The following is a 20,260-nucleotide window of genomic DNA, read 5'->3' as shown; positions in this document are numbered from 1 at the left end:
AACAGGGGAACGGCAGTCATGGGTTTTGCAGCCGGCTGGTATGCGCTAGCGCTTGGCGACGGGTTGGAGCCGGGGACCTCGGCGGGGACGCAGCTCTTCGACAAGGAACTGGTGGTCTGGCGCGACGCGTCGGGCGCCAGCCATGTCTGGGAAGATCGCTGTCCGCATCGCGGCATGCGGCTTTCGTTCGGCTTCGTGCGCGGCAATCACATCGCCTGCCTCTATCATGGCTGGCAGTATGACGAGGCCGGCCAGTGCCGCCACATCCCGGCGCATCCGAGCCTGGAAGTGCCGGAGACGATCAAGGTGCCGACCTACGCCTCGGTCGAGGCCGCCGGCATGATCTGGGTGCAGTCCGCGCCGGAGGCGACCGAGCCGCCGCCGGCCGACTTCGCTGCCGTGCCCGTGCGCAGCCTCTATCTCGACCGCGCACCGGAGATGGTCGCGCTCCTGCTGGAAGCCGGCCTTGCCGGATCATTCGAGAGCCTGTCGTCGAGCACGTTCGGTATCGCGCTGGACGGCGCTGATCTGTTCCTTGCGCTGCAGCCGTACGGCGCCGAACGCTCCGCCCTGCATATTGCCCGCACCGGCGGCGATCTCTCTCCCAAGGATATCGCCGTCTGGGCCGAGGACCTGCGCGCCACGCTGGAAGCGCTGCCCGCAATCGCGCCCGCATCGGCTGCCCGGCAGGCGGGAGCGCTGGCATGAGCCTCGTCCTGCACGACTACGAACTGGACTCCGACAGCTACAAGGTCCGGCTGCTGCTTTCGGCACTTGGCATCGAATACAGCAAGGTGGCGGTCAATGTTCATCCCGGCCATGAGCAGCGCTCGCCGGCATATCTGCGCCTGAACCCGCTCGGCAACCTGCCGATCCTTGTCGATGGCGACACGACCCTGCGCGATTCCGGTGCGATCCTTTGTTATCTCGCCCGCCTGCACGACGGGGACGGCCAGTGGCTGCCCGCAGATTCCCAGCGCTTCGGCGAGGTGATGGTCTGGCTGTTCTTTGCCAGCGCCGATCTTGCGCCGGCGACGCTGGCGCGGCTGCACGACATGCTGGAGGTCCCCGCCGACCGGGATGCCGCTATCGCCGCCTCGCGTCGGGCCTTCCGCATCATGGATGACCACATGACCAAGCGGGAACTCGAAGGCTTTGCCTGGTTCGTCGGCGATCACGCCACCCTTGCCGATATCGCCGTCTTCCCGGCGATCGCGCTGTCGCGTGACTTTGGCGTCGATCACGACGAATATCCGGCTCTCCGGCGCTGGATGCGGCGGGTTCGGACGATTCCGGGCTTCATCACCATGCCGGGCATCCCTGATTATCATTGAGGATGTATGCTTTCGTCAGCTCTCCCTCAGGGAGAGGTGAAGAGACGTTCTCGGCAGGTTCTGCCGCCATTGATCGAGGTTGAAATGACCAGGCTTACCCGCTTCTCCGTCGCGCCGTTGGCGACCATGACACGGCGTCTTGCCGATGTGGCCTCCGGCCGCGCCGCGCCCGATCTCGTCATCCAGGGCGCGCGCGTGCTCTCGACCTATTCCGAGCGCATCCTGCCGGAGCGCGAGATCTGGATTTCCGGTGGCCGCATCGCCGCCGTAAAGCCTTCGGGCACCCACAAGGGCGGCGCCAAGGCGATCTATGACGCCAAGGGCGGCATCATAGCGCCGGGTCTCGTCGATCCGCACATCCACATCGAATCGTCGATGGTGACGGCCTGCGCCTATGCCGAGGCAGCGCTGTTGAACGGCACCACGACGATCTTCTGCGACAGCCATGAGATCGGCAACGTCATGGACGTCGCCGGCGTCGAGGCGATGCTGGAAGACGCGCGCGTCGCCCCGCTGTCGATCTTCCTGACGGTGCCCTCGACGGTGCCGGCGACCTCTCCCGAGCTGGAGACGGCCGGTGGCGACCTGACGCCCGACAAGATCGCGGCGCTGTTCGACAAATGGCCGGAAGCGGTCGCGCTCGGCGAGAAGATGGATTTCGTGCCCGTCGCCATGGGTGACGAGCGCAGCCATGCCATCATCGCTGCCGCCCTCTCGCGCGGGCGTCCAGTGTCCGGCCACGTCTATGGTCGCGAGTTCGTCGCGGCTTATGCGGCCAGTGGCGTCACTGACACGCACGAAGCGATTGATCGCGAAATCGCCGACGACATGCTGGAGGCTGGCATCTGGCTGTTCCTGCGTGGCGGCCCGCCGACGACGCCCTGGCATTCGCTGCCGCAGGCGATCAAGACGATTACCGAGCTTGGTTCCTCGCATAAGCGCGTCGCCGTCTGCACCGATGATCGCGACGCCGACGATCTGATGCTGTTTGGTCTCGACTGGGTGGTGCGCGAAGCGGTCAAGGCCGGCATGTCGCCGGAACAGGCGTGGTCGATGGGCTCGCTGCATGGCGCGACGCGTTTCGGTCACGATGGCGAAATCGGCGGCATGGGCGGCGGACGCCGGGCCGATCTGGTGCTCATGGGCGACGATCTCGACCCGCAGTCGACCTGGTATGGCGGCGAACTGGTCGTCGATGGCGCGAAGATCACGCCGCTGCTCGATGCGGCGCTTTCCGATCGCTATCAGTATCCGAAGGCGGCCTACCAGACGGTCAAGCTGCCCGCTGGCCTCAAGCTGACCCCGGAATTGCCATCAGGTCCCGGCACGCTGCACGCGATCCGCACCGAACTGCCAGGCATCACGCTCGGCCACGACCGGATCGAGATCGAGGCGGCGAACGACTGGGGCACCCTGTTCGAGCGGCATGGCCTCTGCTTCGTCACCGTGGTCGAGCGGCACGGCAAGTCCGCCGGGAATGTCGCGCATGGCGTGCTGTCGAATTTCAGCCTGCTGCGCGGCGCCGTCGCCTCGTCGGTCGGCCATGACAGCCACAACATCATCATCGCCGGCACCAACGAGCCCGACATGAAGCTGGCGCTGGAGACGGTCGCCGCGACACAGGGCGGCGTCTGCGTGGTGGCGGACGGCAAGGTGCTGGCGAAGATCGACCTGCCGATTGCGGGCCTGCTCTCCGACAAGCGCGTCACCGAAGTGGCCGAGGAGACGAAGGCGCTGAAGGTCGAGTGGGAGAAGGCCGGTTGCTCGATCCCCTATATGGGCTTCAACCTGATTCCGCTCTCCGTCATTCCCGAGATCCGCATCACCGACAAGGGTCTGGTGCTGGTGCCGGAAATGGAAATCCAGGCCATGTTCGAACCGGCCTGAGCTCGTAAGACATGAAAAGCCCGGGATCGTGAGATCCCGGGCTTTTCACTTCTATACCTTCACCGCGTCCTGGCGGTTCAGCCTACTGGGGCCCGCAGGGATCATTGGATGTGCAAGGCGCGGCGGCGATCACGCTCAGCACGTCACGCTTTGCAAGGGTCGGCTTTTCATAGATGCGTTTGGTCATAGTTCCCCCAGATAATCGGATTTACCTAGGGATTATCTCGAGTTGAGAAACGGCCTGCAATCAAAAATCGCAGGCCGCCGTTATTTTTCAATGGGGTAGTCCGGAACCCTAGAGCGCCGAGGCTATCAGTTCGCGCGCCGCGCGGTCGGCATCTTGCAAGGCGAGGAAGACGCGGTATTTGGCGTCATGGATACCCGCCGTCGTGCCGCCGGCAGGACGAAGCTCGGAGGCGAGGCGCGACATCTGGTCGATCGCCGCGACCGTTCCGGGGAAGGCGCCCGCCGCCACCGCGCCAAGAATCGCCGCGCCGAGCAGCACCGGCTCGGGCGATTCCGGCACCGCGATGGTAAGGCCGGTGGCGTCCGCCATGATCTGGCGAACCAGCGGGCTCTGGCCCGCGCCGCCCGAGACAACGATGGTGTCCAGTTCGGCGCCCTGTTCCGCCAGCGCATCGACGATCTGCCGTGCGCCATAGCCCAGACCGCAGACGCCGGCGAGATAGAGCCGCGCCAGGCTGTCGAGATCCTCGTCCATGTCGAGCCCGGCGATCACCGCGCGGGCGTCGGGATCGGCGTTGGGCGAGCGGTTGCCCAGGAATTCCGGCACGACCTGAATTGTCGCGGCGAGGCGAGCGATCGCTTCCGGCGTTTCCGCCAGTGCGGCGACGTGCGCTTCGAGAAAGCCGAGCAGGGATTTGCCTTCGGCCTTGGCGCTGGCGAGCGCCTGAGGATAGGCCGGGTGCAGCTTGACCAGATGGTCGATGGCGGCGCCGGCGGCCGACTGGCCGCCTTCGTTCAGCCACAGGCCGGGCAGCATGGCGGAGAAATACGGGCCCCAGACGCCGGGCACGAAGCGCGGCTCGACCGTCGTCGTCATGGCGCAGGCCGAGGTGCCGAAGATGTAGGCCATCTGGCGCTTGGCGTCGGTCGGCTGGTTTGTTGTATCGCGCGCGCCGATCGAGCCGACGCCGCCGGCATGGGCGTCGATCATGGCAGCGGCGACCGGCGTGCCGGGCTTGAGTCCAAGCTCCTGCGCCGCCCGTTCGGTCAGGCCGTTTGCCAGCGGCGTACCGGGATCGACGACGTCCGTGCCGATGCGGGCAAAACCCTCATCGGCAAGGACGCCGAGCCCGATCTGCCGGAAATAGCTCTCGTCCCAGCGCTTTTCATGCGCGAGGTACGTCCATTTGCAGGTCACGGTGCAGACGGAGCGGGCGAGGCTGCCGGTGGCGCGGTAGGTCAGCCAGTCGGAGAGATCGAAGAAATGCTTCGCCGCCGCGAAGCTGTCGGGCTTGTTTTCCGACAGCCAGAGCAGCTTCGGCGTCTCCATCTCCGGCGAGATGACGCCGCCGACATAGGCGAGCACCGGATGGCTGGTGGTGTTGATGCGGCGGGTCTGGTCGGTGGCGCGGTGGTCCATCCAGACGATGATGTTGCGCTGGGGATCGCCGGACGAACTGACCGTGACGGGCTGGTCGTCGGCATCGATCAGCACCAGCGAGCAGGTGGCGTCGACGCCGATGCCGGCGACCTGGTCGGCCGGAATGCCGGCTGTCGCCATCGCTTCGCGCACCGAGGCGACGATCGACTGCCAGATGTTTTCCGACGATTGCTCGACGACGTCGCCCGGCTCGTGCCAGAGCGTGATCTCGCGCTTGGCCGAGGCCTTCAGTACGCCGGTTGCGTCGAAAATGCCGGCGCGGGCGCTGCCCGTGCCGACATCGATGCCGATGAAATAGCTCATGAAACCGTCCCTGTTCGCGGCTCAGCCGGCGGCGTCGGAGCCATAGCCCGGACGCAGCAGCACCTTGATCGAGTCGAGGCCATACGCCTTGTCGATCGCGACGTCCCAGTCCTTCAGGCCATAATGATGGGTGACGATGCCCTTCGAGGTGACGAGCCCGCGCTGCAACAGGTCGATGGCGACCGGATAGCAATAGGGCGCGAGATGGGCGCCGCGGATGTCGAGCTCCTTGCGGTCGCCGATGATCGACCAGTCGGCGGTCGTCTCGGCGCCGAACACGGAGAATTCGACGAAGCGGCCGAGCTTGCGGATGATCTCGAGGCCTTGCGTAACGCCGGCCGGCACGCCCGTCGTCTCGATATAGACGTCGCAGCCATAGCCCTCGGTCAGGCCGCGCACGATCTCGATCGGATCTTCTTCACGCGGGTTGATCACCACGTCGGCGCCAAACGACTTGGCGAGAGCGAGGCGCTCGGGCACCAGGTCGATGACGACCAGCTTCTTCGGCGTCTTGAGGTGAGCGATCTGCGTCATGAACAGGCCGAGCGGGCCGGCGCCGGCGATGACCACGACATCATCAAGCTGGACGTCGCCGCGATTGACGGTGTGGATGGCGCAGGCCAGCGGCTCGATGATCGCCGCGTCTTCGAGCGAGATTTCTTCCGGGATCTTGTGGACGCGGGCGGTCTGGGGAATGCGCATGTATTCCGACATGCCGCCATCGGCGACCTGCTTCTGGAAGCCGAAGATGTTGTGGACTTCGCACATCCAGTAGCTGCCGGAGCGGCAATAACGGCACTTGTCGCAAGGCACGATCTGCTCGGCGATGACGCGATCACCGACAGCGACGCCGAAATGCTCGGCAGCCTCTTCGCCGATCTGATCGACCCGGCCGAAAAATTCGTGGCCCGGAATCACCGGTGGCTTCACGTAAGGGTTCTGGCCGCCCCAGAACATCTGGGCGCCCGACCAGCATTTGCAGTCGCTGGCGCAGATGCCACAGGCGTCGATCTTCAGCACCAGCTCGCGGCGCCCGGCCTCGGGCCTGCCCACGGACTCGACGCGATAGTCCTTGGGACCATGGCAGACGATTGCCGTCATTGTGCGGGACTGAAACATGGGAGGCCTCCCCAGGCGTTGGCGCACCCTTTCAAGGGGCGCGTCCATTCGGTTGATCAGGGCCGCGAGGATAGGGGCTGTTCGCCCGCCACGCCAATGCCGAAACGCCTGTCGACTGATACGGATTTGACAGCGAGTGATAGGGGGAGCCGATGACGGCCGACCGCACCCCAGGCTTGGCGTCATCCCCGGCTTGACCGGGGATCCATACAGCCGAAGCGCGGGGCGTGCGAAACTCCCGGGAAACACGGCTGGATGGGTCCCGGGTCTCCGCTGCGCTCCGCCCGGGATGACGGCGAGCGTGGGAGGGGGCTGGCGACGAGGAGATGGACGCGGCCCAAGCCCAAGCCCAAGCCCAAGCCCTTACACCTCCGGAATGTTTTCCTTGAAGATCGCCTGAAGCCGGGTCGCGGGGCCGGTCGGGTTTTCTTCGCCTCGGGCGGCGCGGGCGAGACGGTCGACCGCCTCGCGCGCTTCGACGCGCGGGTTCTGGTCGATCGCCGCGTCCATCGTGCCGGAGATGAGAAAACGGCGCGTGTGCTCGGTCAGTTCGTGGCCGATGAAGACGACGGATTTCTCGCGGCCCGCCTCCTGAAGTGCGCGCGAGATACCGCGATTTCCCGCGCCGATATTGTAGATGCCGGTGAGGTCGGGATAGCGCGCGAGCAGCGCCACCGCCTCGCTATAAGCGCGCTCGGTATCGTCGCGGATTTCTCGAAGTTCGACGATCGAGATCCCCGGATATTCTTCGCGCAGCATATGGCGAAAGCCCATTTCGCGCTCTTCGTGACCGCGATAGGAGAGCGAGCCGGCGAACAGCGCCACCTTGCCCGTATCCGCCTTCATGAAGCGGCCGAGCAGGTATCCGGCGAGGCGGCCGGCGGCGCGGTTGTCGATGCCGACATAGCCGACGCGCGGCACATGGGAAATGTCGGAAACCAGCGTCATCACCGGCACGCCGGAGCCGGCGAGCGAGCGGATCGCCTCGCGCACCACCGGATGATCAAGCCCGATCAGGCCGACACCCTGGCTCTTTCCCCGCAACGCTTCCAGCTTTTCCGCCAGCAGCACCGGCTCGAAGCCTTCGATCGAATGAATGCGCAAATTCACGTCCGGCCGGATCGCGGCGATGTCGGCGAAGCGGTCGGCGAGGTTGTTGATGAAGGTGTTGGTACCGCCCGGAAGCACGATGTCGAGATCGACGATTCCGGTCGGCAGACTGCTGATCGAGGCGGGCAGGGCGGAGCCGAGCGCATCCTCGACATAGCCGAGGCGGGCGGCGACCGCCTGCACTTGCGCGCGGGTTCGCTCGCGGACGCCGTCGCGATCGTTGAGGACGCGGTCGACCGTCGCGGTCGAAACCCCTGCCTCCCTTGCGATGTCTGCCAGCGTCGTCCGCATTCCGTCTTTCCGAGTCGTTTCCGGGTATTGGAAGCCGCACGCTACGCCGTTTGGTCATGTGACCGGAAGCGGCTGCGCGTCAACATGATCAAATGATGTCTTTGATGTAAAATGATGTCAATGAGGTTGTTGATGTGTTGGATGTCCGGCCGGGTCTGGGTGGCCTGAAATCGGCCATCTCGGTGCCAAAGTGTCATAATCTGCCATGGTTTACGCGATTTCTGGAGACTGTGAATCCTGTGCGGTAAAGCGGGGACGAAATCTCGCACAGGGCCGAATGCTGCATTGCATCAGGAATTGATATCCAAGTTGATGCGATGCATCGACTGTTGACATCGGAACAAATCAATACCAATCATCGCGCCTGATGTGACGGATGCAAAAAGCGATCCGCTTGTCCTTGGGAGGGGAAATCATCATGTCCACGCGCGGTTCGTCCGCCGGCTCGTCCGGCTTCACCCGTCGCCGTCTGCTGAAGACGGGCGGCTCGGCCTTCGCCCTGACGGCGGCGGTCGGCATTGCGCCGAAATTCCTGCGGCCGGCCTTCGCGGATACGGCGCTGTCGCCGGGCATGATCGGTGGACCCACGGGTTTCCCCGGTGCCGAGCGCTACCAGTATGGCGCCGATACGCCGGAAGGCCGCGCCGTCGAGGGCATCAAGGCGCTGAAGGCCGCCGGCAAGGCGCCGACCAAGATCGTGCTCGGCCTGTCGGATGGCTCGATCGGCCAGCTGACCAAGCCGTTCCCGGAAGGTGCGCCGTCGATCAAGGACCTTTGGGAGAAGGAAACCGGCGTCACGCTGGAGATCGTCGGCCAGCCGAACGGCCAGGAATTCACCAAGGCGATGCAGGACATCTCCACCCAGGGCGGCGCGTTCGACATCTACGCTGTCGAGTGGAACCGCCTCGGCGACCTCGCCGAGACCAACGGTCTCGTCAAGATGGACGATTTCGTCGCCCAGTATAAGCCGGAATGGGACAATCCCGAGCGCGGCTATCCGGGTGGCGATGCCGGCGTCAGCCTGTTCAACCGCTATCGCGGCTCCGTCTATGGCGTCTCGCTCGATGGCGATTATCAGTGCTGGGTCTATCGCACCGACCTGTTCGGCGACGCGGCCGAGCAGTCGGCCTTCAAGGACAAGTTCGGCTACGATCTGGCGCCGCCCTCGACCTGGAAGCAGCACAGCGACATCGCCTCGCACTTCCACCGTCCGGACAAGGGCCTGTTCGGCTCGACCGACCTGCGCAACCAGGGCTGGGGCTATACCAACTGGTATCAGCGCTTCGTCACGACCGCCTCGCCGAACCAGTTCCTGTTCGATGACAATGGCGCGCCGCTGATCAATTCGGCCAATGGCATCCTGGCGACGACGGAATATGTCGACAGCCTCTCCCATCACTCGCCGGACGCGATTTCCTGGGGCTGGCCGGAGCAGTACGGCAATTTCGGCAATGGCGGCGCGGCGATGACCTGCGCTTTCTCCAACCTGCCGAAGTTCCTCGACAACAAGGCGAATGAAGGCTCGAAGGTCACCGGCAAGATCGGCTCGATGCTGCCGCCGGGCCGCGTCATCGACGACAAGCTGGTCCGCCGCTCCGTGCTCTGGCTCAATCTCTCGGCCTCGATCTCGGCCCAGAGCCAGCATCCCGAAGCCTGCTACCTGCTGCTGCAGTGGCTTGGCTCCAGCCGGATCTATTCCTGGATGACGGCCAATCCGGGCGGCTATTTCGACCCCTTCCAGCTGGCGAACTTCTCCGATCCGCTCGTCCGCGAGACGTATCACGCCTACCACATGGACAATCTGCGCGAGGTCGTCGCGCGTACCGTCCCGACCATCAACTATCCGGGCGCGACCGCCTTCCACAACGCGCTCGACGAAAACCTCGTCGCTGCCTGCACCAAGTCGAAGACGCCGGAACAGGCGATGGCCGACACCGAGCGGGAATGGAAGCGCATCGCGCGGCGGATCGGCGAGGACAAGCTCCTCGACGCCATCCGCAGCAACAAGGCCTCGTGGCCGACGGTGCTCGATCCGGTCGTGACGTAACCAAGCCCATCCGCCGTCATCCCGGGCGCAGACCCGGGACATTCAGCCGTGAAGCATATCGGCTGACTGGATCCCCGCTTTCGCGGGGATGACGGAGGAGGGGATCCGAAGCGTGCTCGCAAGCCCAAAGGGGCGGGTGAGGGCCCTTCGGTCGGTTCAAGGAAAACGGAACACCAATGCGTTCCGTCATCTCGGGCGAAGTCCCGGGATCCATTCAGCCCCGAGCCTTGGGAAGCTGGATGGATCGCTGCTTTCGCAGGGATGACGACGCGTTGGTTGGACGGCCGGCGGTAGCCCGCAGGGTCGTGAGAGGAATGAGTATGCGGCGTTCACCCGCCTTTGAAATTTTCCGTTATGCCGCGATTGCGCTTGCGCTCGCGCTGACGCTGCTGCCCATCCTCTGGATGGTGTCGATGGCCTTCAAGCCGATCCCGGAATGGTCGGCGACCGGCGCGGACCTGACGTGGATTCCGCGCGCGCCGACGCTCGACAATTTCCGCTTCGTCTTCGGCGAAAGCACCTCCGACCTGATCGTCGCGCTGGAACGCACCGCGTGGCGGCCGATCCTGGCGTCGCTGCTCTCGGCCGTGTTCGGCACGATCATCGCCATGGTCTGCGGCACCGCCGCTGCCTATGGCCTGTCGCGCTTCGGCTCCGGCAAGAATTTGCCGCTGGCGCTGATCCAGCTTCGCCTGTTCCCGCCGATGGCGGTGATGATCCCGGTCATGATCATGTGGGCCTTTCTCGGCCTGATCGATACCTGGTGGGGCCTGGCGCTGATCTACGGCATCGTCACGTTGCCCTTCGCCTTCTGGCTGATGAAGACCTTCTTCGACGAGATGCCGCGTGAGATCGAGGAAGCGGCCCTTGTCGAAGGCTGCTCGCGCTTCCGCGTCTTCATGAAGATCACGCTGCCGGTGATGCGCGCGCCGCTCGCTTCCTCGGCGCTGCTCGTCTTCATCCTGAACTGGTCGGATTATCTGATCGCGCTGCTGCTGACGACCAAGAACTGGGTGACGATTCCCGTCTACATGGCGTCGCTGTCGTCCTCGATGACCGGTCAGCTGTATGGAGCTAAAGCCGCGCTCGGCCTGCTCGCGGCGATCCCGCCCGTCATCCTCGGCATCGCCATCCAGAAGCATCTGGTCCGTGGCCTGACCTTCGGAGCGCTGAAGCAATGAGCGCCACCGAAACGCTGCCGGGTGCCGCGGCCGCCGCGCCGCGCACCATCCCGCCGGTCGACCGTGAATCGCGTCGGCTCGGCTTCCGCCTGACCCTGCCGACCCAGCTGCTCGTGCTATTCATCGCCGGTTTCCCGCTGCTGATGCAGCTCTATATCAGCCTGACCGACTGGTCGCCGCTCGATGGCGTCGGCTGGTGGAAGGCGTGGGAGTCCTGGAACAGCTTCGCCAACTACACCGACCTGCTCGAGGACCGGCGCTGGTGGGGCGCGCTCTGGCGCACCTTCATCATCATGCTCGTCTGCGTGCCGGCCGAGTTCCTGCTGGCGCTGGGCCTCGCCACGCTGTTCATGGACGACTTCCCCGGCAAGCGGATCTTCTATTCGATCCTCTTGATGCCGATGATGGTCGTGCCCGCGGTCGCCGGCTACATGTTCTTCATGCTGTTCCAGTCGGGCGGGCCGTTCAACGGCATCCTCTCGGCGCTGACCGGCATGGATATCCGCATCGCCTGGCTGTCCGATCCGACGCTGGCGCTGGTCGCCGTGATGATCGCCGATATCTGGCAGTGGACGCCGCTGATGTTCCTGATCCTGCTCGCCGGCCTTGTCGGCGTGCCGGAGGACCAGCTGAAGGCGGCGACCCTGCTCGGCGCCAACTGGCGGCAGCGCTTCTTCACGATCATGCTGCCGCGCATCAAGACGATCATGGTGATCGCGCTGGCGATCCGAGTCATCGAGATCTTCAAGATCTTCGACACGCTCTACATCATGACCGGCGGCGGCCCCGGCGTCGCGACCGAGACGATCTCCGTCTACATCTACAAGGTCACGACCCAGGATCTGATCTGGGGCTATGTCGCGGCCATCGCGCTCGTCATCCTGATCGCCCTTTCCGTCCTCGCCGTCTTCGCCATGAAGCGGATGGAAGCTGCCAAAAATGGGGGACGGGCATGACCACCATCCGTCTTGAAAACCTGGTGAAGCGTTTTGGCGATTTCACCGCGCTGAAGACCATGGATCTCGAAATCCGCGACGGCGAGTTCATGGCGCTGCTGGGGCCGTCCGGCTGCGGCAAGTCGACGACCATGAACATGATCGCCGGCATGGAAGACCCGTCTGGCGGCCGCATCCTGTTCGACGGTCGCGACATGAACGGCGTGCCGATGGGCAAGCGCGGCGTCGGCTTCGTGTTCCAGAACTATGCGATCTTTACCCATATGACGGTTCGGCAGAACCTCGCCTATGGCCCGAAGATGCGCGGCATGAGCCGGTCGGAGATCGACCGGCGGGTGAAGAACATCGCCGATTTCCTGCAACTGACGCCGCTGCTCGACCAGAAGAGCGCCAAGCTCTCGGTCAACATCCTGCAGCGCCTCGCCATCGGCCGCTCGGCCATTGTCGAGCCGGCGATCTTCCTGCTCGACGAGCCGCTGTCGAATGTCGACGCCGCCTTCCGCGCCGTGATGCGGACGGAGCTGAAGCACCTGCAGAAGCAGTTCAAGCAGACCATGGTCTATGTGACCCACGACCAGCTTGAGGCCATGACCATGGCCGACCGCATCGCCGTGATGGACCATGGCGTGCTGCAGCAGGTCGGGACGCCGCTCGAGGTCTACAACAACCCGGCCAACATCTTCGTCGCGAAGTTCATCGGTGCGCCGGGCATGAATCTGATCGCCGGCGAACTGGCCGAGACGGATCGCGGCCTCGCCGTCGATCTTGGAAGCTGGGGCGTCTCTCCGCCCTTGTCGGATGATCTCGCTGCGGCCGCACGCGCCGCCGGCAGCCGGGCCGTGCAGTACGGCTTCCGGCCGGAGGAGGCGACGCTCGGGTCCGAAAGGAAGGGGCTGCGCGCCCGCGTCACCTTCGTCGAGCGCATCGGCGCCCGCACCATCGTCCATGCCGAGAGCGGCCAAGCGGTGAAGGTCGTCACCGAGAACGATGTCGGCTTCTCGATCGGCGACGTCGTCTCGATCGTGCCGACGCCGGCAGCGGTCCGCCTGTTCGACGCCGCTTCCACTGCCGCGATCCGGGGAGGCTGAGCATGGCCGAGATCACCTTCGAGAACGTCTCGAAGCGCTATGGCGACACGCTGGCGCTCGACCGCGCCTCCTTCACCATCCGCGACAATGAGTTCTTCTGCTTCTTCGGCCCGCCATCCTCCGGCAAGACGACGATTTTGCGCCTGATCCTGGGCCTGGAAACGCCGGACGAGGGCGAGATCCTCATCGGCGGCAAGCGTGTCAACGAGGTCACGCCGGCCGACCGCAACGTCGCCATGGTGTTCCAGAACCTGGCGCTGTTTCCGCACATGACCGCGCGCGAAAACATCCGCTTCCCGCTGGTCGAGCGGAAGGTGCCGGAGGCGCAGATTGCAGCCAAGCTCGCCTCGGTCGCCGAGAAGCTCCATATCGGCCATATCCTGCACAAGCCGCCGGCGCAGCTTTCCGGTGGCGAGCGCCAGCGCGTGGCGATCGCACGCGCCCTGGTGCGCGATCCCGCCGCCTATCTGATGGACGATCCGATCTCGGCGCTGGACGCCCGATTGCGCGAAGAGACCCGCGTCGAGCTGAAGCGCCTGCAGCAGGAGCTCGGTCACACGCTGGTCTATGTCACGCATGACCAGGAAGAGGCGATGTCGGTCGCCGACCGGATGGCGATCCTCGACGGCGGCGTCATCCGCCAGGTCGATACGCCGCGTGTGATCTATGATCGCCCGGCCAGCCGCTACGTCGCCGGTCTCGTCGGCGCGCCGACCATCAATCTGCTGACCGGAACGGCCGATACGGTTAACGGAAGGCTAACAGCCGCGAGCGGTGTTATCCGCCTGCCGCTCGACGGCGTGCCCGCGAGCACGACGGCCTTCGGCATCCGTCCGGAAAGCCTGAAGCTCGCGCCCTGGCGCGACGGCGATGGTGCCCCAGCGACGATCTTCGAGGTCGAGCCGCTCGGTGGCTTCACCGTGGTGACGCTGACGGCCGGCGAGGAACGGCTCAGGGCGCTGCTGCGCGGCCAGCCGAAATTCGCCGCCGACGAGAAGATCACCCTCTCGGTCGATCCGGCCGACATCCACTTCTTCGCGGCGGACAGCTCGGCCGTTGCCCGCGCCCAATAAAAAGACGGAGGAACCCATGGCAGATTCGAAGGGCTTCGCGCCCGATCCGGAGATCCGGGTCAACGATCTCAGGATCGGGGCCATCGGCGCCGGCATGATCATGGCCGAGTGCCATCTGGCCGCCTATCACGAGGCCGGATTCCCGGTGGTGGCGATCGCCTCGCGCACCAAGGCGAATGCCGCCAAGGTGGCGACACGCTGGTCGATCCCGACCGTGCACGAGACGCCGGAAGCGTTGATCGAGGACGAGAATGTCGAGATCGTCGATCTCGCCTTTCCGCCGGACCAGCAGCCGGCGCTCATCCGCCATGCGCTGAAGCAGAAGCATATCAAGGGGATCCTGGCGCAGAAGCCGCTGGCGCTGACGCTGGAAGACGCCATCGCACTGCGCGACGAAGCCAAGGCCGCCGGCAAGATCCTCTCGGTCAACCAGAACATGCGCTATGACCAGTCGATGCGCGTGCTGAAGCAGATCCTCGACAAGGGGGAACTGGGCACGCCCGTCATCGCCACCATCGAGATGCGCGCCATCCCGCACTGGCAGACCTTCCTGGAAGAGTATGACCGGCTGACGCTCTCGAACATGAGCGTGCATCATCTTGATGTGCTTCGCTTTTTGTTCGGCGAGGTCGACGAGATCTACACCGCCGCCCGCACCGATCCGCGCACGACGTTCGAGCACAAGGACGGCATCACCGCCTCGACGATCAAGTTCGCCTCGGGCGTCTTCGCCGTGTCGCTGGAGGATGTCTGGTCCGGCCCGCGCGAGGAAGGCTTCGACAGCGACATCTACATCAAGTGGCGGGTCGAGGGCACGGATGGCGTCGCCCAGGGCACGATCGGCTGGCCGACCGGCGCCGCCTCGACGCTGACCTATGCTTCCAAGACCACCACCGGCGGCAAGTGGGTCACGCCGGAATGGGACACGATGTGGTTCCCGCATGCCTTCAAGGGCGTGATGGAGCAACTGCAATACGCGGTGAAGACCGGCAATGCCCCGGCACTTACCGTCGCTGACAACGTCAAGACCGTGGCGCTGATCGAGGCGGGCTACCGCTCGATGGCCGAGGGCCGCGCCGTCAAGCTTTCCGAAATCGCTATCTGAATTCCAGGGAGGAACTCATCATGATGCAGTCCGGCATTTTCACCGGTTATTTCCCCTATGGCCTTGAAGAGACGGCCAAAAAGATCCGCTCGCACGGCTTCAACACCGTGCAGCTCGATCTCCATTTCAAGGATATCGACCTCGGCGCCGGCCAGATCACGAAGGCGAAGGCCAAGACCGTCCGCGACACGTTCCGCGACAACGACCTGCCGATTTCGTGCATCTCGGGCTACACCAACATCATCCATCCCGACCTCGCCCACCGCGAAGCCAATGTCGAGCGTTTGAAGGAAATCATCCGCAACGCCCGCGACCTCGGCTCGCCCTTCGTCATCTCGGAAACCGGTACCTACAACACCGAGAGCGAGTGGATGAGCGATCCGAAGAACAAGTCGGAAGAGGGCTTCGAGATGTGCCGCGCGGTGATCGCGGAACTGGCGCAGGAAGCCTATGACCACGGCTCGATGTTCCTGCTCGAAACCTATGTGAACAACGTCGTCGGCTCGGTCGAAGAGACGGTTCGCATGTTCGCGCAGGTCGATCATCCGGGCCTCGGCCTGCTGATGGATCCGACGAACTATTTCGAGGATCACAACATCGACAGCATGGACAAGGTGCTGAACCAGGTGTTCGACACGCTTGCCGACAAGATCAAGATCGCGCACGCCAAGGACGTTGCCCGCGCCGGCGACGACAAGAGCGAGAAGCACGCCGATATCGGCGATGACGACGCGCTCGCTTCGCACACCTTCCGCGGTGTGGGCGAGATGGTCCTGAACGCACCGGGCACCGGTTCGCTCAACTACGACCTCTATTTGCAGCGCCTGTCGGAAAAGCATCCGAACATCCCGGTCATCATCGAGCATCTGTCGGAAGACGATGTTCCGCGCGCCAAGAAGTTCCTCGACGACAAGTTCCGCGCGCACGGGCTGTAAGAAAGACCCTCACCCCAGCCCTCTCCCGCCAGCGGGAGAGGGAGCGCTCACGCTAGGCCGCGAGGTCGATGAAGGGCGCTTACGGAATGGCCCTCTCCCGCTGGCGGGAGAGGGTTGGGTGAGGGGCTTCCTCGCCCTCAACGAAACAGGACAATCAGGACACGACCATGGTGCAACTTTTCGGGCGGACTTTTTCGCGGCGCGAACTGGCGGAGCATTCCGGGATGCTGTCGCAATTCGCGGGCGTCCGGCTGACGACGCTCGGCGACGGCGTCGAACGCGGTATCCGCATGCTCGAATTCCGCACCGGCGCCGGCCTGCGGTTCACCGTGCTCGTCGATCGCGCGATGGACATCGCTGATCTCGATTATCAGGGAACCTCGATCGGCTGGCATTCGCCGGCCGGCTTCCGCAACGCCTTCCTGCATGAATATGAAGGCGAGGGCGGCCTCGGCTTCATGCGGTCCTTCTCCGGCCTGCTCGTCACCTGCGGTCTCGACCACATCCTGTTCATGCATGAGGCCCCGGCCGACAGCTATGTCTACGGCCCGCGGAAGACCGCGAAGCATTCGCTGCATGGCCGCGTCGGCACCATTCCCGCCCGGCTCACCGGCTATGGCGAGGCTTGGGAAGGCGACGAATGCACGCTGTGGGCGGAAGGCATCGTCCAGCAGTCGACCGTCTTCGGTGAGGATTTGCACCTGATCCGCCGCATCGAGGCCAAGGTCGGTTCGAACGAGATCAAGCTCATTGACCGCGTCGTCAACCACGGCTTCTACAAGACGCCGCACATGTACTGCTACCACATCAATCCGGCCGCGCCGCTGCTGGAAGAGGGCGCCCGCTATGTCGCGCCGATCGAGGAAGTGGTCTGGGCCGCTCATGCCGGCGCCGATTACCAGAAGCAGGGAGTTGGTTATCGCACCCTGCCGGCACCGCAGAAGAATTTTCACGAGCAGGTCTGGCAGCACGAGATGAAGGCCGACGCCAACGGCCTCGTGCCGGTGGCGCTGATCAATGATCGCCTCGGCCTCGCCTTCGAGGTCGAGACCCGCAAGGACCAGTTCCCCTGCCAGTTCGAGTGGCAGAACCTGCAGGCCGGCCAGTATGCGATCGGCCTGGAGCCCTCGACCAACCATGTGCTGGGACAGAGCTATGCCCGCGAGCACAACGAGCTGATCTGGCTCGAGCATGGCGACGAGCGCCGCTACGACACGACATTCCGCATTCATGCCGGCAAGGACGCGACGGCGGCGCTGGAGAAGCGCATCGCCGGCCTCGCCGTGCAGCCGACGGAAGAATACCCGACGCCAACCGGCAATCACCGGCCGATCCAGGGGCGGTAAGCACCATGACCATCAAGAACAAGACCATCCTCTATACGGGCGCCGCAGGCGGGCTCGGCCTGCCGGCGACGTTGGCGTTTCTGGAGGCCGGCGCCACCGTCGTCGCCATTGATAATGACCCGGCCAAGGGCGAGGCGCTGAAGGCGGCCGCCGGTGAACGCGGCCTCGACAAGCTGGTGTTCCAGGCGCTTGATCTCTCGGACCTGGCCGGCCTGCGCACGGCGCTGGAGGCCCTTTCGGCCAAGGTCGGCGGTTTCGACATCGTCATCAACAATGCCGCGATCTATCCGTCAAAACCGTTCGAGGAATACACGATCGAGGAGCATCAGGCGGTGCAGCGCGTCAATGTCGACGCCGGCATCGTCTGCGTGCAGGTCGCCCTGCCGTCGATGCGCGCCAAGGGTTTCGGCCGCATCATCAATATTGCCTCGGTCACGCTTTCGGGCGGCTGGGCCAATCTGTCGCCCTACATCCAGTCGAAGGGCGCGCTGGTCGGCCTGACCCGGGCCTGGGCGCGCGAGTTCGGCCCCTATGGCATCACCGTTAATGCCATCTCGCCCGGCGCCTTCCCGACCGACGCGGAAAAGATCCACCCCGATCCCGAGGGCTATACCCGCCACGTTCTCGACCATCAGGCGGTCCAGCGCCGGGGTGAGCCGGCGGATATCGCCAATGCGCTGATCTTCTTTGCTTCCGAGGGCTCCGGCTTCATCACCGGCCAGACGCTCAACGTCGATGGCGGCTGGTGGATGACCTGATCCATTCGCATGCGCGCCGCCGTCATCCCGGGCGGAGCGCAGCGGAGACCCGGGATCCATGCGGCCTCCTCCAATGGGCTGAATGGATCCCTGCTTTCGCAGGGATGACGGATTGTTCGGATCTTTGAGGTTTTAGAAAATGGGCATTCTCTCCGGTTACCGCGTGCTCGATTGTTCGATCGCCATGGCGGGGCCGTTCGCGGCGCAGCGTCTGGGCGATCTCGGCGCCGACGTCGTCAAGGTTGAGCCGATCAACGGCGAGTGGCAGCGCCATGTCGCGGCTGGCGGCGCGCGCGGCAACAAGGTCAACGTCTCGTTCCTGTCGCTCAACCGCAACAAGCGCTCGCTCGCCATCGACCTGAAGAACCCCGACGGCAAGGCGATGCTGCTCGAACTGGTGAAGACGGCTGACGTCTTCCTGCAGAACTATCGTCCTGGCGTCGCCAAGCGGCTGGGCGTTGATTACGAGACGCTGTCGAAGATCAACCCGAAGCTGATCTACGTCTCGATCTCCGGCTATGGCGAGGACGGCCCCTATCTGAACCGTCCGGGCCAGGACCTGGTCCTGCAGGGCATGTCGGGCGCCATGCTTTCGGCTGGCCGCGAGGGCGAGCCACCGACCGCTGCCGGCCAGTATCTGGTCGATGCGATCACCGCCTACACCGCCTTCGAAGGCGCGTTGGCAGCGTTGCTGCATCGCGAGCGGACGGGCGAGGGCCAGCTGGTCCAGGTCAACATGCTGGACGCGATCACCACGATCCAGATGCAGGAACTCTCCGTCTTCACCGTCGCCGGCAAGCCGCAGACCCGCTCGGCCGAGCCGCATGCGCATGTCTATATCCGCGCGCCCTATGGCGCCTTCGCGACGACCGACGGCTACATCATCGTCTCGTTCCCGAAGTTGGCGACGCTTGGCGCGGTGATCGGCGAGGACAGCTTCCTCACCATGGACGACGAGACCGACACCTGGGAGAAGCGCGACGAGATCTTCGCCAAGACGCGCGAGAAGCTGAAGACGAAAAGCTCCGCCGAATGGCTGGAGCTGCTGCGCGCGGCCGATATCTGGTGCGGCCCGGTCTATGGCTATGCCGATCTCGTCGAGGACGAGCAGATCAAGCACAACGGCACCTTCGTCGAGTATGACCACCCGACCGAAGGCCATGTGAAGACGCCGGGCTTCGCGATCAAGTTCTCGAAGACGCCCTCGACCGTCGAACGCGGCGCGCCGCTGACCGGCGAGCATACGCGCGACGTTCTGGCCGAGGCCGGCCTGGACGAGGCGGCGATCAACGACCTGCTCGCCAAGGGTGCCGTCAGCGAGGGTTCGGCATGACCGACGATATCCTCTTCACCGTCGACGGCCACGTCGCGACGATCACGCTGAACCGGCCGGCCAAGCTCAACGCCGTCACGCCGGAAATGTCGAAGGCGATCGTCGCTGCCGTGCAGGAATGCAATGACAGCGACATGATCCGCGTCGTCATCGTCACCGGCGCCGGCGAGCGGGCGTTTTGCGCCGGTTCCGACATCAAGGAACTCGACACTTATGAATCGCCCTGGCAGTTCCGCAATCGCGCCGACTATTGCGACGCGATCCGCAAGCTGCTGAAGCCGACCATCGCGGCGGTGAACGGCTACGCCTTCGGCGGCGGGCTGGAGACGTCGCTCTCCTGCGACATCCGTATCGCCTCCGACAATGCGCAGTTCGCGGCACCCGAGATCAAGCTCGGCTGGATCGGTGGTGGTGGCATGGCGACGTTCCTGGCACATTCGGTCGGTCCGTCGAACGCGGCGCTGATGATCATGACCGGCGATCCGATCCCGGCGGAGAAGGCGCTGGCCTGGGGGCTGGTGTCGGAAGTCGTTCCGCAGGCGGATCTGCTCGCCCGCGCTCGTTCCATTGCCGACGTGATCGCCAGTCGCGCGCCGATCGCGGCCGAGACGGCCAAGCTCAACCTGCAGGCGGCTTTCACCATGCCGCAGGAGCAGGCGATCCACTACGAGCGCGACCTGCAGACCATCTGCTTTGCCACGGAAGACGCCGCTGAAGGCCGCGCCGCCTTCAAGGAAAAGCGCCAGCCCACCTTCAAGAGACGCTGA

General features: G+C 64.7%; 17 protein-coding genes. 14 read left to right on the top strand and 3 right to left on the bottom strand.

The window, feature by feature from the left end:
• Nucleotides 1-18 precede the first annotated feature (18 nt).
• The 3 genes from OSH12_RS11045 to OSH12_RS11035 all read left to right on the top strand — a co-directional run bounded on the left by OSH12_RS11045 (nt 19) and on the right by OSH12_RS11035 (nt 3,221).
• Nucleotides 19-708 carry a Rieske (2Fe-2S) protein gene (locus OSH12_RS11045; protein ID WP_266343597.1) on the top strand — a complete coding sequence of 230 codons (690 nt, stop codon included), beginning with the start codon at nt 19-21 and terminating at the stop codon, nt 706-708.
• Nucleotides 705-1,334, top strand: coding sequence for a glutathione S-transferase family protein (locus OSH12_RS11040; RefSeq protein WP_266343596.1), 630 nt, complete (start codon nt 705-707; stop codon nt 1,332-1,334). Before OSH12_RS11045 ends, OSH12_RS11040 begins: the two co-directional genes overlap by 4 nt.
• An 84-nt stretch (nt 1,335-1,418) precedes the next feature.
• A complete protein-coding gene (locus OSH12_RS11035; protein ID WP_266343595.1) occupies nt 1,419-3,221 on the top strand; it encodes an adenine deaminase in 1,803 nt (600 codons plus the stop codon).
• 295 nt (nt 3,222-3,516) lie between these two features.
• Here the strand turns inward: OSH12_RS11035 and OSH12_RS11030 are convergent, their stop codons facing one another.
• The 3 genes from OSH12_RS11030 to OSH12_RS11020 form a co-directional block, all read right to left on the bottom strand.
• Entirely contained in the window at nt 3,517-5,151 is a 1,635-nt protein-coding gene (locus tag OSH12_RS11030) for an FGGY-family carbohydrate kinase (protein ID WP_266343594.1), read from the bottom strand.
• A gap of 21 nt (nt 5,152-5,172) precedes the next feature.
• On the bottom strand, nt 5,173-6,270 hold the full coding sequence (locus OSH12_RS11025; RefSeq protein WP_266343593.1) for an alcohol dehydrogenase catalytic domain-containing protein: 1,098 nt from the start codon (nt 6,268-6,270) through the stop codon (nt 5,173-5,175).
• Between the two features lie 363 nt (nt 6,271-6,633).
• On the bottom strand, nt 6,634-7,671 hold the full coding sequence (locus tag OSH12_RS11020) for a LacI family DNA-binding transcriptional regulator (protein WP_266343592.1): 1,038 nt from the start codon (nt 7,669-7,671) through the stop codon (nt 6,634-6,636).
• Between the two features lie 418 nt (nt 7,672-8,089).
• Between OSH12_RS11020 and OSH12_RS11015 the strand changes: the two genes are divergently transcribed.
• From OSH12_RS11015 to OSH12_RS10965, 11 genes are all read left to right on the top strand, one after another.
• Nucleotides 8,090-9,718 (top strand): extracellular solute-binding protein, encoded by a 1,629-nt coding sequence (locus tag OSH12_RS11015; protein WP_266343591.1) that lies wholly within the window; start codon nt 8,090-8,092, stop codon nt 9,716-9,718.
• 320 nt (nt 9,719-10,038) lie between these two features.
• Nucleotides 10,039-10,899, top strand: a complete 861-nt coding sequence (locus tag OSH12_RS11010; RefSeq protein ID WP_266343590.1) for a carbohydrate ABC transporter permease — start codon at nt 10,039-10,041, stop codon at nt 10,897-10,899.
• Nucleotides 10,896-11,855: a carbohydrate ABC transporter permease gene (locus OSH12_RS11005; protein ID WP_266343589.1), complete on the top strand. Its 960-nt coding sequence runs from the start codon at nt 10,896-10,898 to the stop codon at nt 11,853-11,855. Before OSH12_RS11010 ends, OSH12_RS11005 begins: the two co-directional genes overlap by 4 nt.
• Nucleotides 11,852-12,943 (top strand): ABC transporter ATP-binding protein, encoded by a 1,092-nt coding sequence (locus OSH12_RS11000; protein WP_266343588.1) that lies wholly within the window; start codon nt 11,852-11,854, stop codon nt 12,941-12,943. Before OSH12_RS11005 ends, OSH12_RS11000 begins: the two co-directional genes overlap by 4 nt.
• A 2-nt stretch (nt 12,944-12,945) precedes the next feature.
• Entirely contained in the window at nt 12,946-14,016 is a 1,071-nt protein-coding gene (locus tag OSH12_RS10995) for an ABC transporter ATP-binding protein (RefSeq protein WP_266343587.1), read from the top strand.
• A 16-nt stretch (nt 14,017-14,032) separates the two neighbouring features.
• Nucleotides 14,033-15,121 (top strand): Gfo/Idh/MocA family protein, encoded by a 1,089-nt coding sequence (locus OSH12_RS10990; RefSeq protein WP_266343586.1) that lies wholly within the window; start codon nt 14,033-14,035, stop codon nt 15,119-15,121.
• A gap of 20 nt (nt 15,122-15,141) precedes the next feature.
• Nucleotides 15,142-16,056, top strand: a complete 915-nt coding sequence (locus tag OSH12_RS10985; protein WP_266343585.1) for a sugar phosphate isomerase/epimerase family protein — start codon at nt 15,142-15,144, stop codon at nt 16,054-16,056.
• Nucleotides 16,057-16,223: 167 nt separating this feature from the next.
• Entirely contained in the window at nt 16,224-17,402 is a 1,179-nt protein-coding gene (locus OSH12_RS10980) for an aldose 1-epimerase family protein (protein ID WP_266343584.1), read from the top strand.
• Between the two features lie 5 nt (nt 17,403-17,407).
• Nucleotides 17,408-18,160 (top strand): SDR family NAD(P)-dependent oxidoreductase, encoded by a 753-nt coding sequence (locus OSH12_RS10975; RefSeq protein WP_266343583.1) that lies wholly within the window; start codon nt 17,408-17,410, stop codon nt 18,158-18,160.
• A 139-nt stretch (nt 18,161-18,299) separates the two neighbouring features.
• Complete coding sequence (locus tag OSH12_RS10970; protein ID WP_266343582.1) at nt 18,300-19,493, top strand: CaiB/BaiF CoA transferase family protein; 1,194 nt, start codon at nt 18,300-18,302, stop codon at nt 19,491-19,493.
• Entirely contained in the window at nt 19,490-20,260 is a 771-nt protein-coding gene (locus tag OSH12_RS10965) for an enoyl-CoA hydratase/isomerase family protein (protein ID WP_266343581.1), read from the top strand. Before OSH12_RS10970 ends, OSH12_RS10965 begins: the two co-directional genes overlap by 4 nt.

The organism is Kaistia terrae, from assembly GCF_026344005.1.
Lineage (GTDB): Bacteria > Pseudomonadota > Alphaproteobacteria > Rhizobiales > Kaistiaceae > Kaistia > Kaistia terrae.
This window is presented reverse-complemented; position numbering and strand designations above follow the sequence as displayed.

Excerpts from the sequence above, each read along its gene's own strand:
- OSH12_RS11045 (WP_266343597.1), top strand. The coding sequence starts at position 19 with ATGGGTTTTGCAGCCGGCTGGTATGCGCTAGCGCTTGGCGACGGGTTG.
- OSH12_RS11040 (WP_266343596.1), top strand. The coding sequence starts at position 705 with ATGAGCCTCGTCCTGCACGACTACGAACTGGACTCCGACAGCTACAAG.
- OSH12_RS11035 (WP_266343595.1), top strand. The coding sequence starts at position 1,419 with ATGACCAGGCTTACCCGCTTCTCCGTCGCGCCGTTGGCGACCATGACA.
- OSH12_RS11030 (WP_266343594.1), bottom strand. The coding sequence starts at position 5,151 with ATGAGCTATTTCATCGGCATCGATGTCGGCACGGGCAGCGCCCGCGCC.
- OSH12_RS11025 (WP_266343593.1), bottom strand. The coding sequence starts at position 6,270 with ATGTTTCAGTCCCGCACAATGACGGCAATCGTCTGCCATGGTCCCAAG.
- OSH12_RS11020 (WP_266343592.1), bottom strand. The coding sequence starts at position 7,671 with ATGCGGACGACGCTGGCAGACATCGCAAGGGAGGCAGGGGTTTCGACC.
- OSH12_RS11015 (WP_266343591.1), top strand. The coding sequence starts at position 8,090 with ATGTCCACGCGCGGTTCGTCCGCCGGCTCGTCCGGCTTCACCCGTCGC.
- OSH12_RS11010 (WP_266343590.1), top strand. The coding sequence starts at position 10,039 with ATGCGGCGTTCACCCGCCTTTGAAATTTTCCGTTATGCCGCGATTGCG.
- OSH12_RS11005 (WP_266343589.1), top strand. The coding sequence starts at position 10,896 with ATGAGCGCCACCGAAACGCTGCCGGGTGCCGCGGCCGCCGCGCCGCGC.
- OSH12_RS11000 (WP_266343588.1), top strand. The coding sequence starts at position 11,852 with ATGACCACCATCCGTCTTGAAAACCTGGTGAAGCGTTTTGGCGATTTC.
- OSH12_RS10995 (WP_266343587.1), top strand. The coding sequence starts at position 12,946 with ATGGCCGAGATCACCTTCGAGAACGTCTCGAAGCGCTATGGCGACACG.
- OSH12_RS10990 (WP_266343586.1), top strand. The coding sequence starts at position 14,033 with ATGGCAGATTCGAAGGGCTTCGCGCCCGATCCGGAGATCCGGGTCAAC.
- OSH12_RS10985 (WP_266343585.1), top strand. The coding sequence starts at position 15,142 with ATGATGCAGTCCGGCATTTTCACCGGTTATTTCCCCTATGGCCTTGAA.
- OSH12_RS10980 (WP_266343584.1), top strand. The coding sequence starts at position 16,224 with ATGGTGCAACTTTTCGGGCGGACTTTTTCGCGGCGCGAACTGGCGGAG.
- OSH12_RS10975 (WP_266343583.1), top strand. The coding sequence starts at position 17,408 with ATGACCATCAAGAACAAGACCATCCTCTATACGGGCGCCGCAGGCGGG.
- OSH12_RS10970 (WP_266343582.1), top strand. The coding sequence starts at position 18,300 with ATGGGCATTCTCTCCGGTTACCGCGTGCTCGATTGTTCGATCGCCATG.
- OSH12_RS10965 (WP_266343581.1), top strand. The coding sequence starts at position 19,490 with ATGACCGACGATATCCTCTTCACCGTCGACGGCCACGTCGCGACGATC.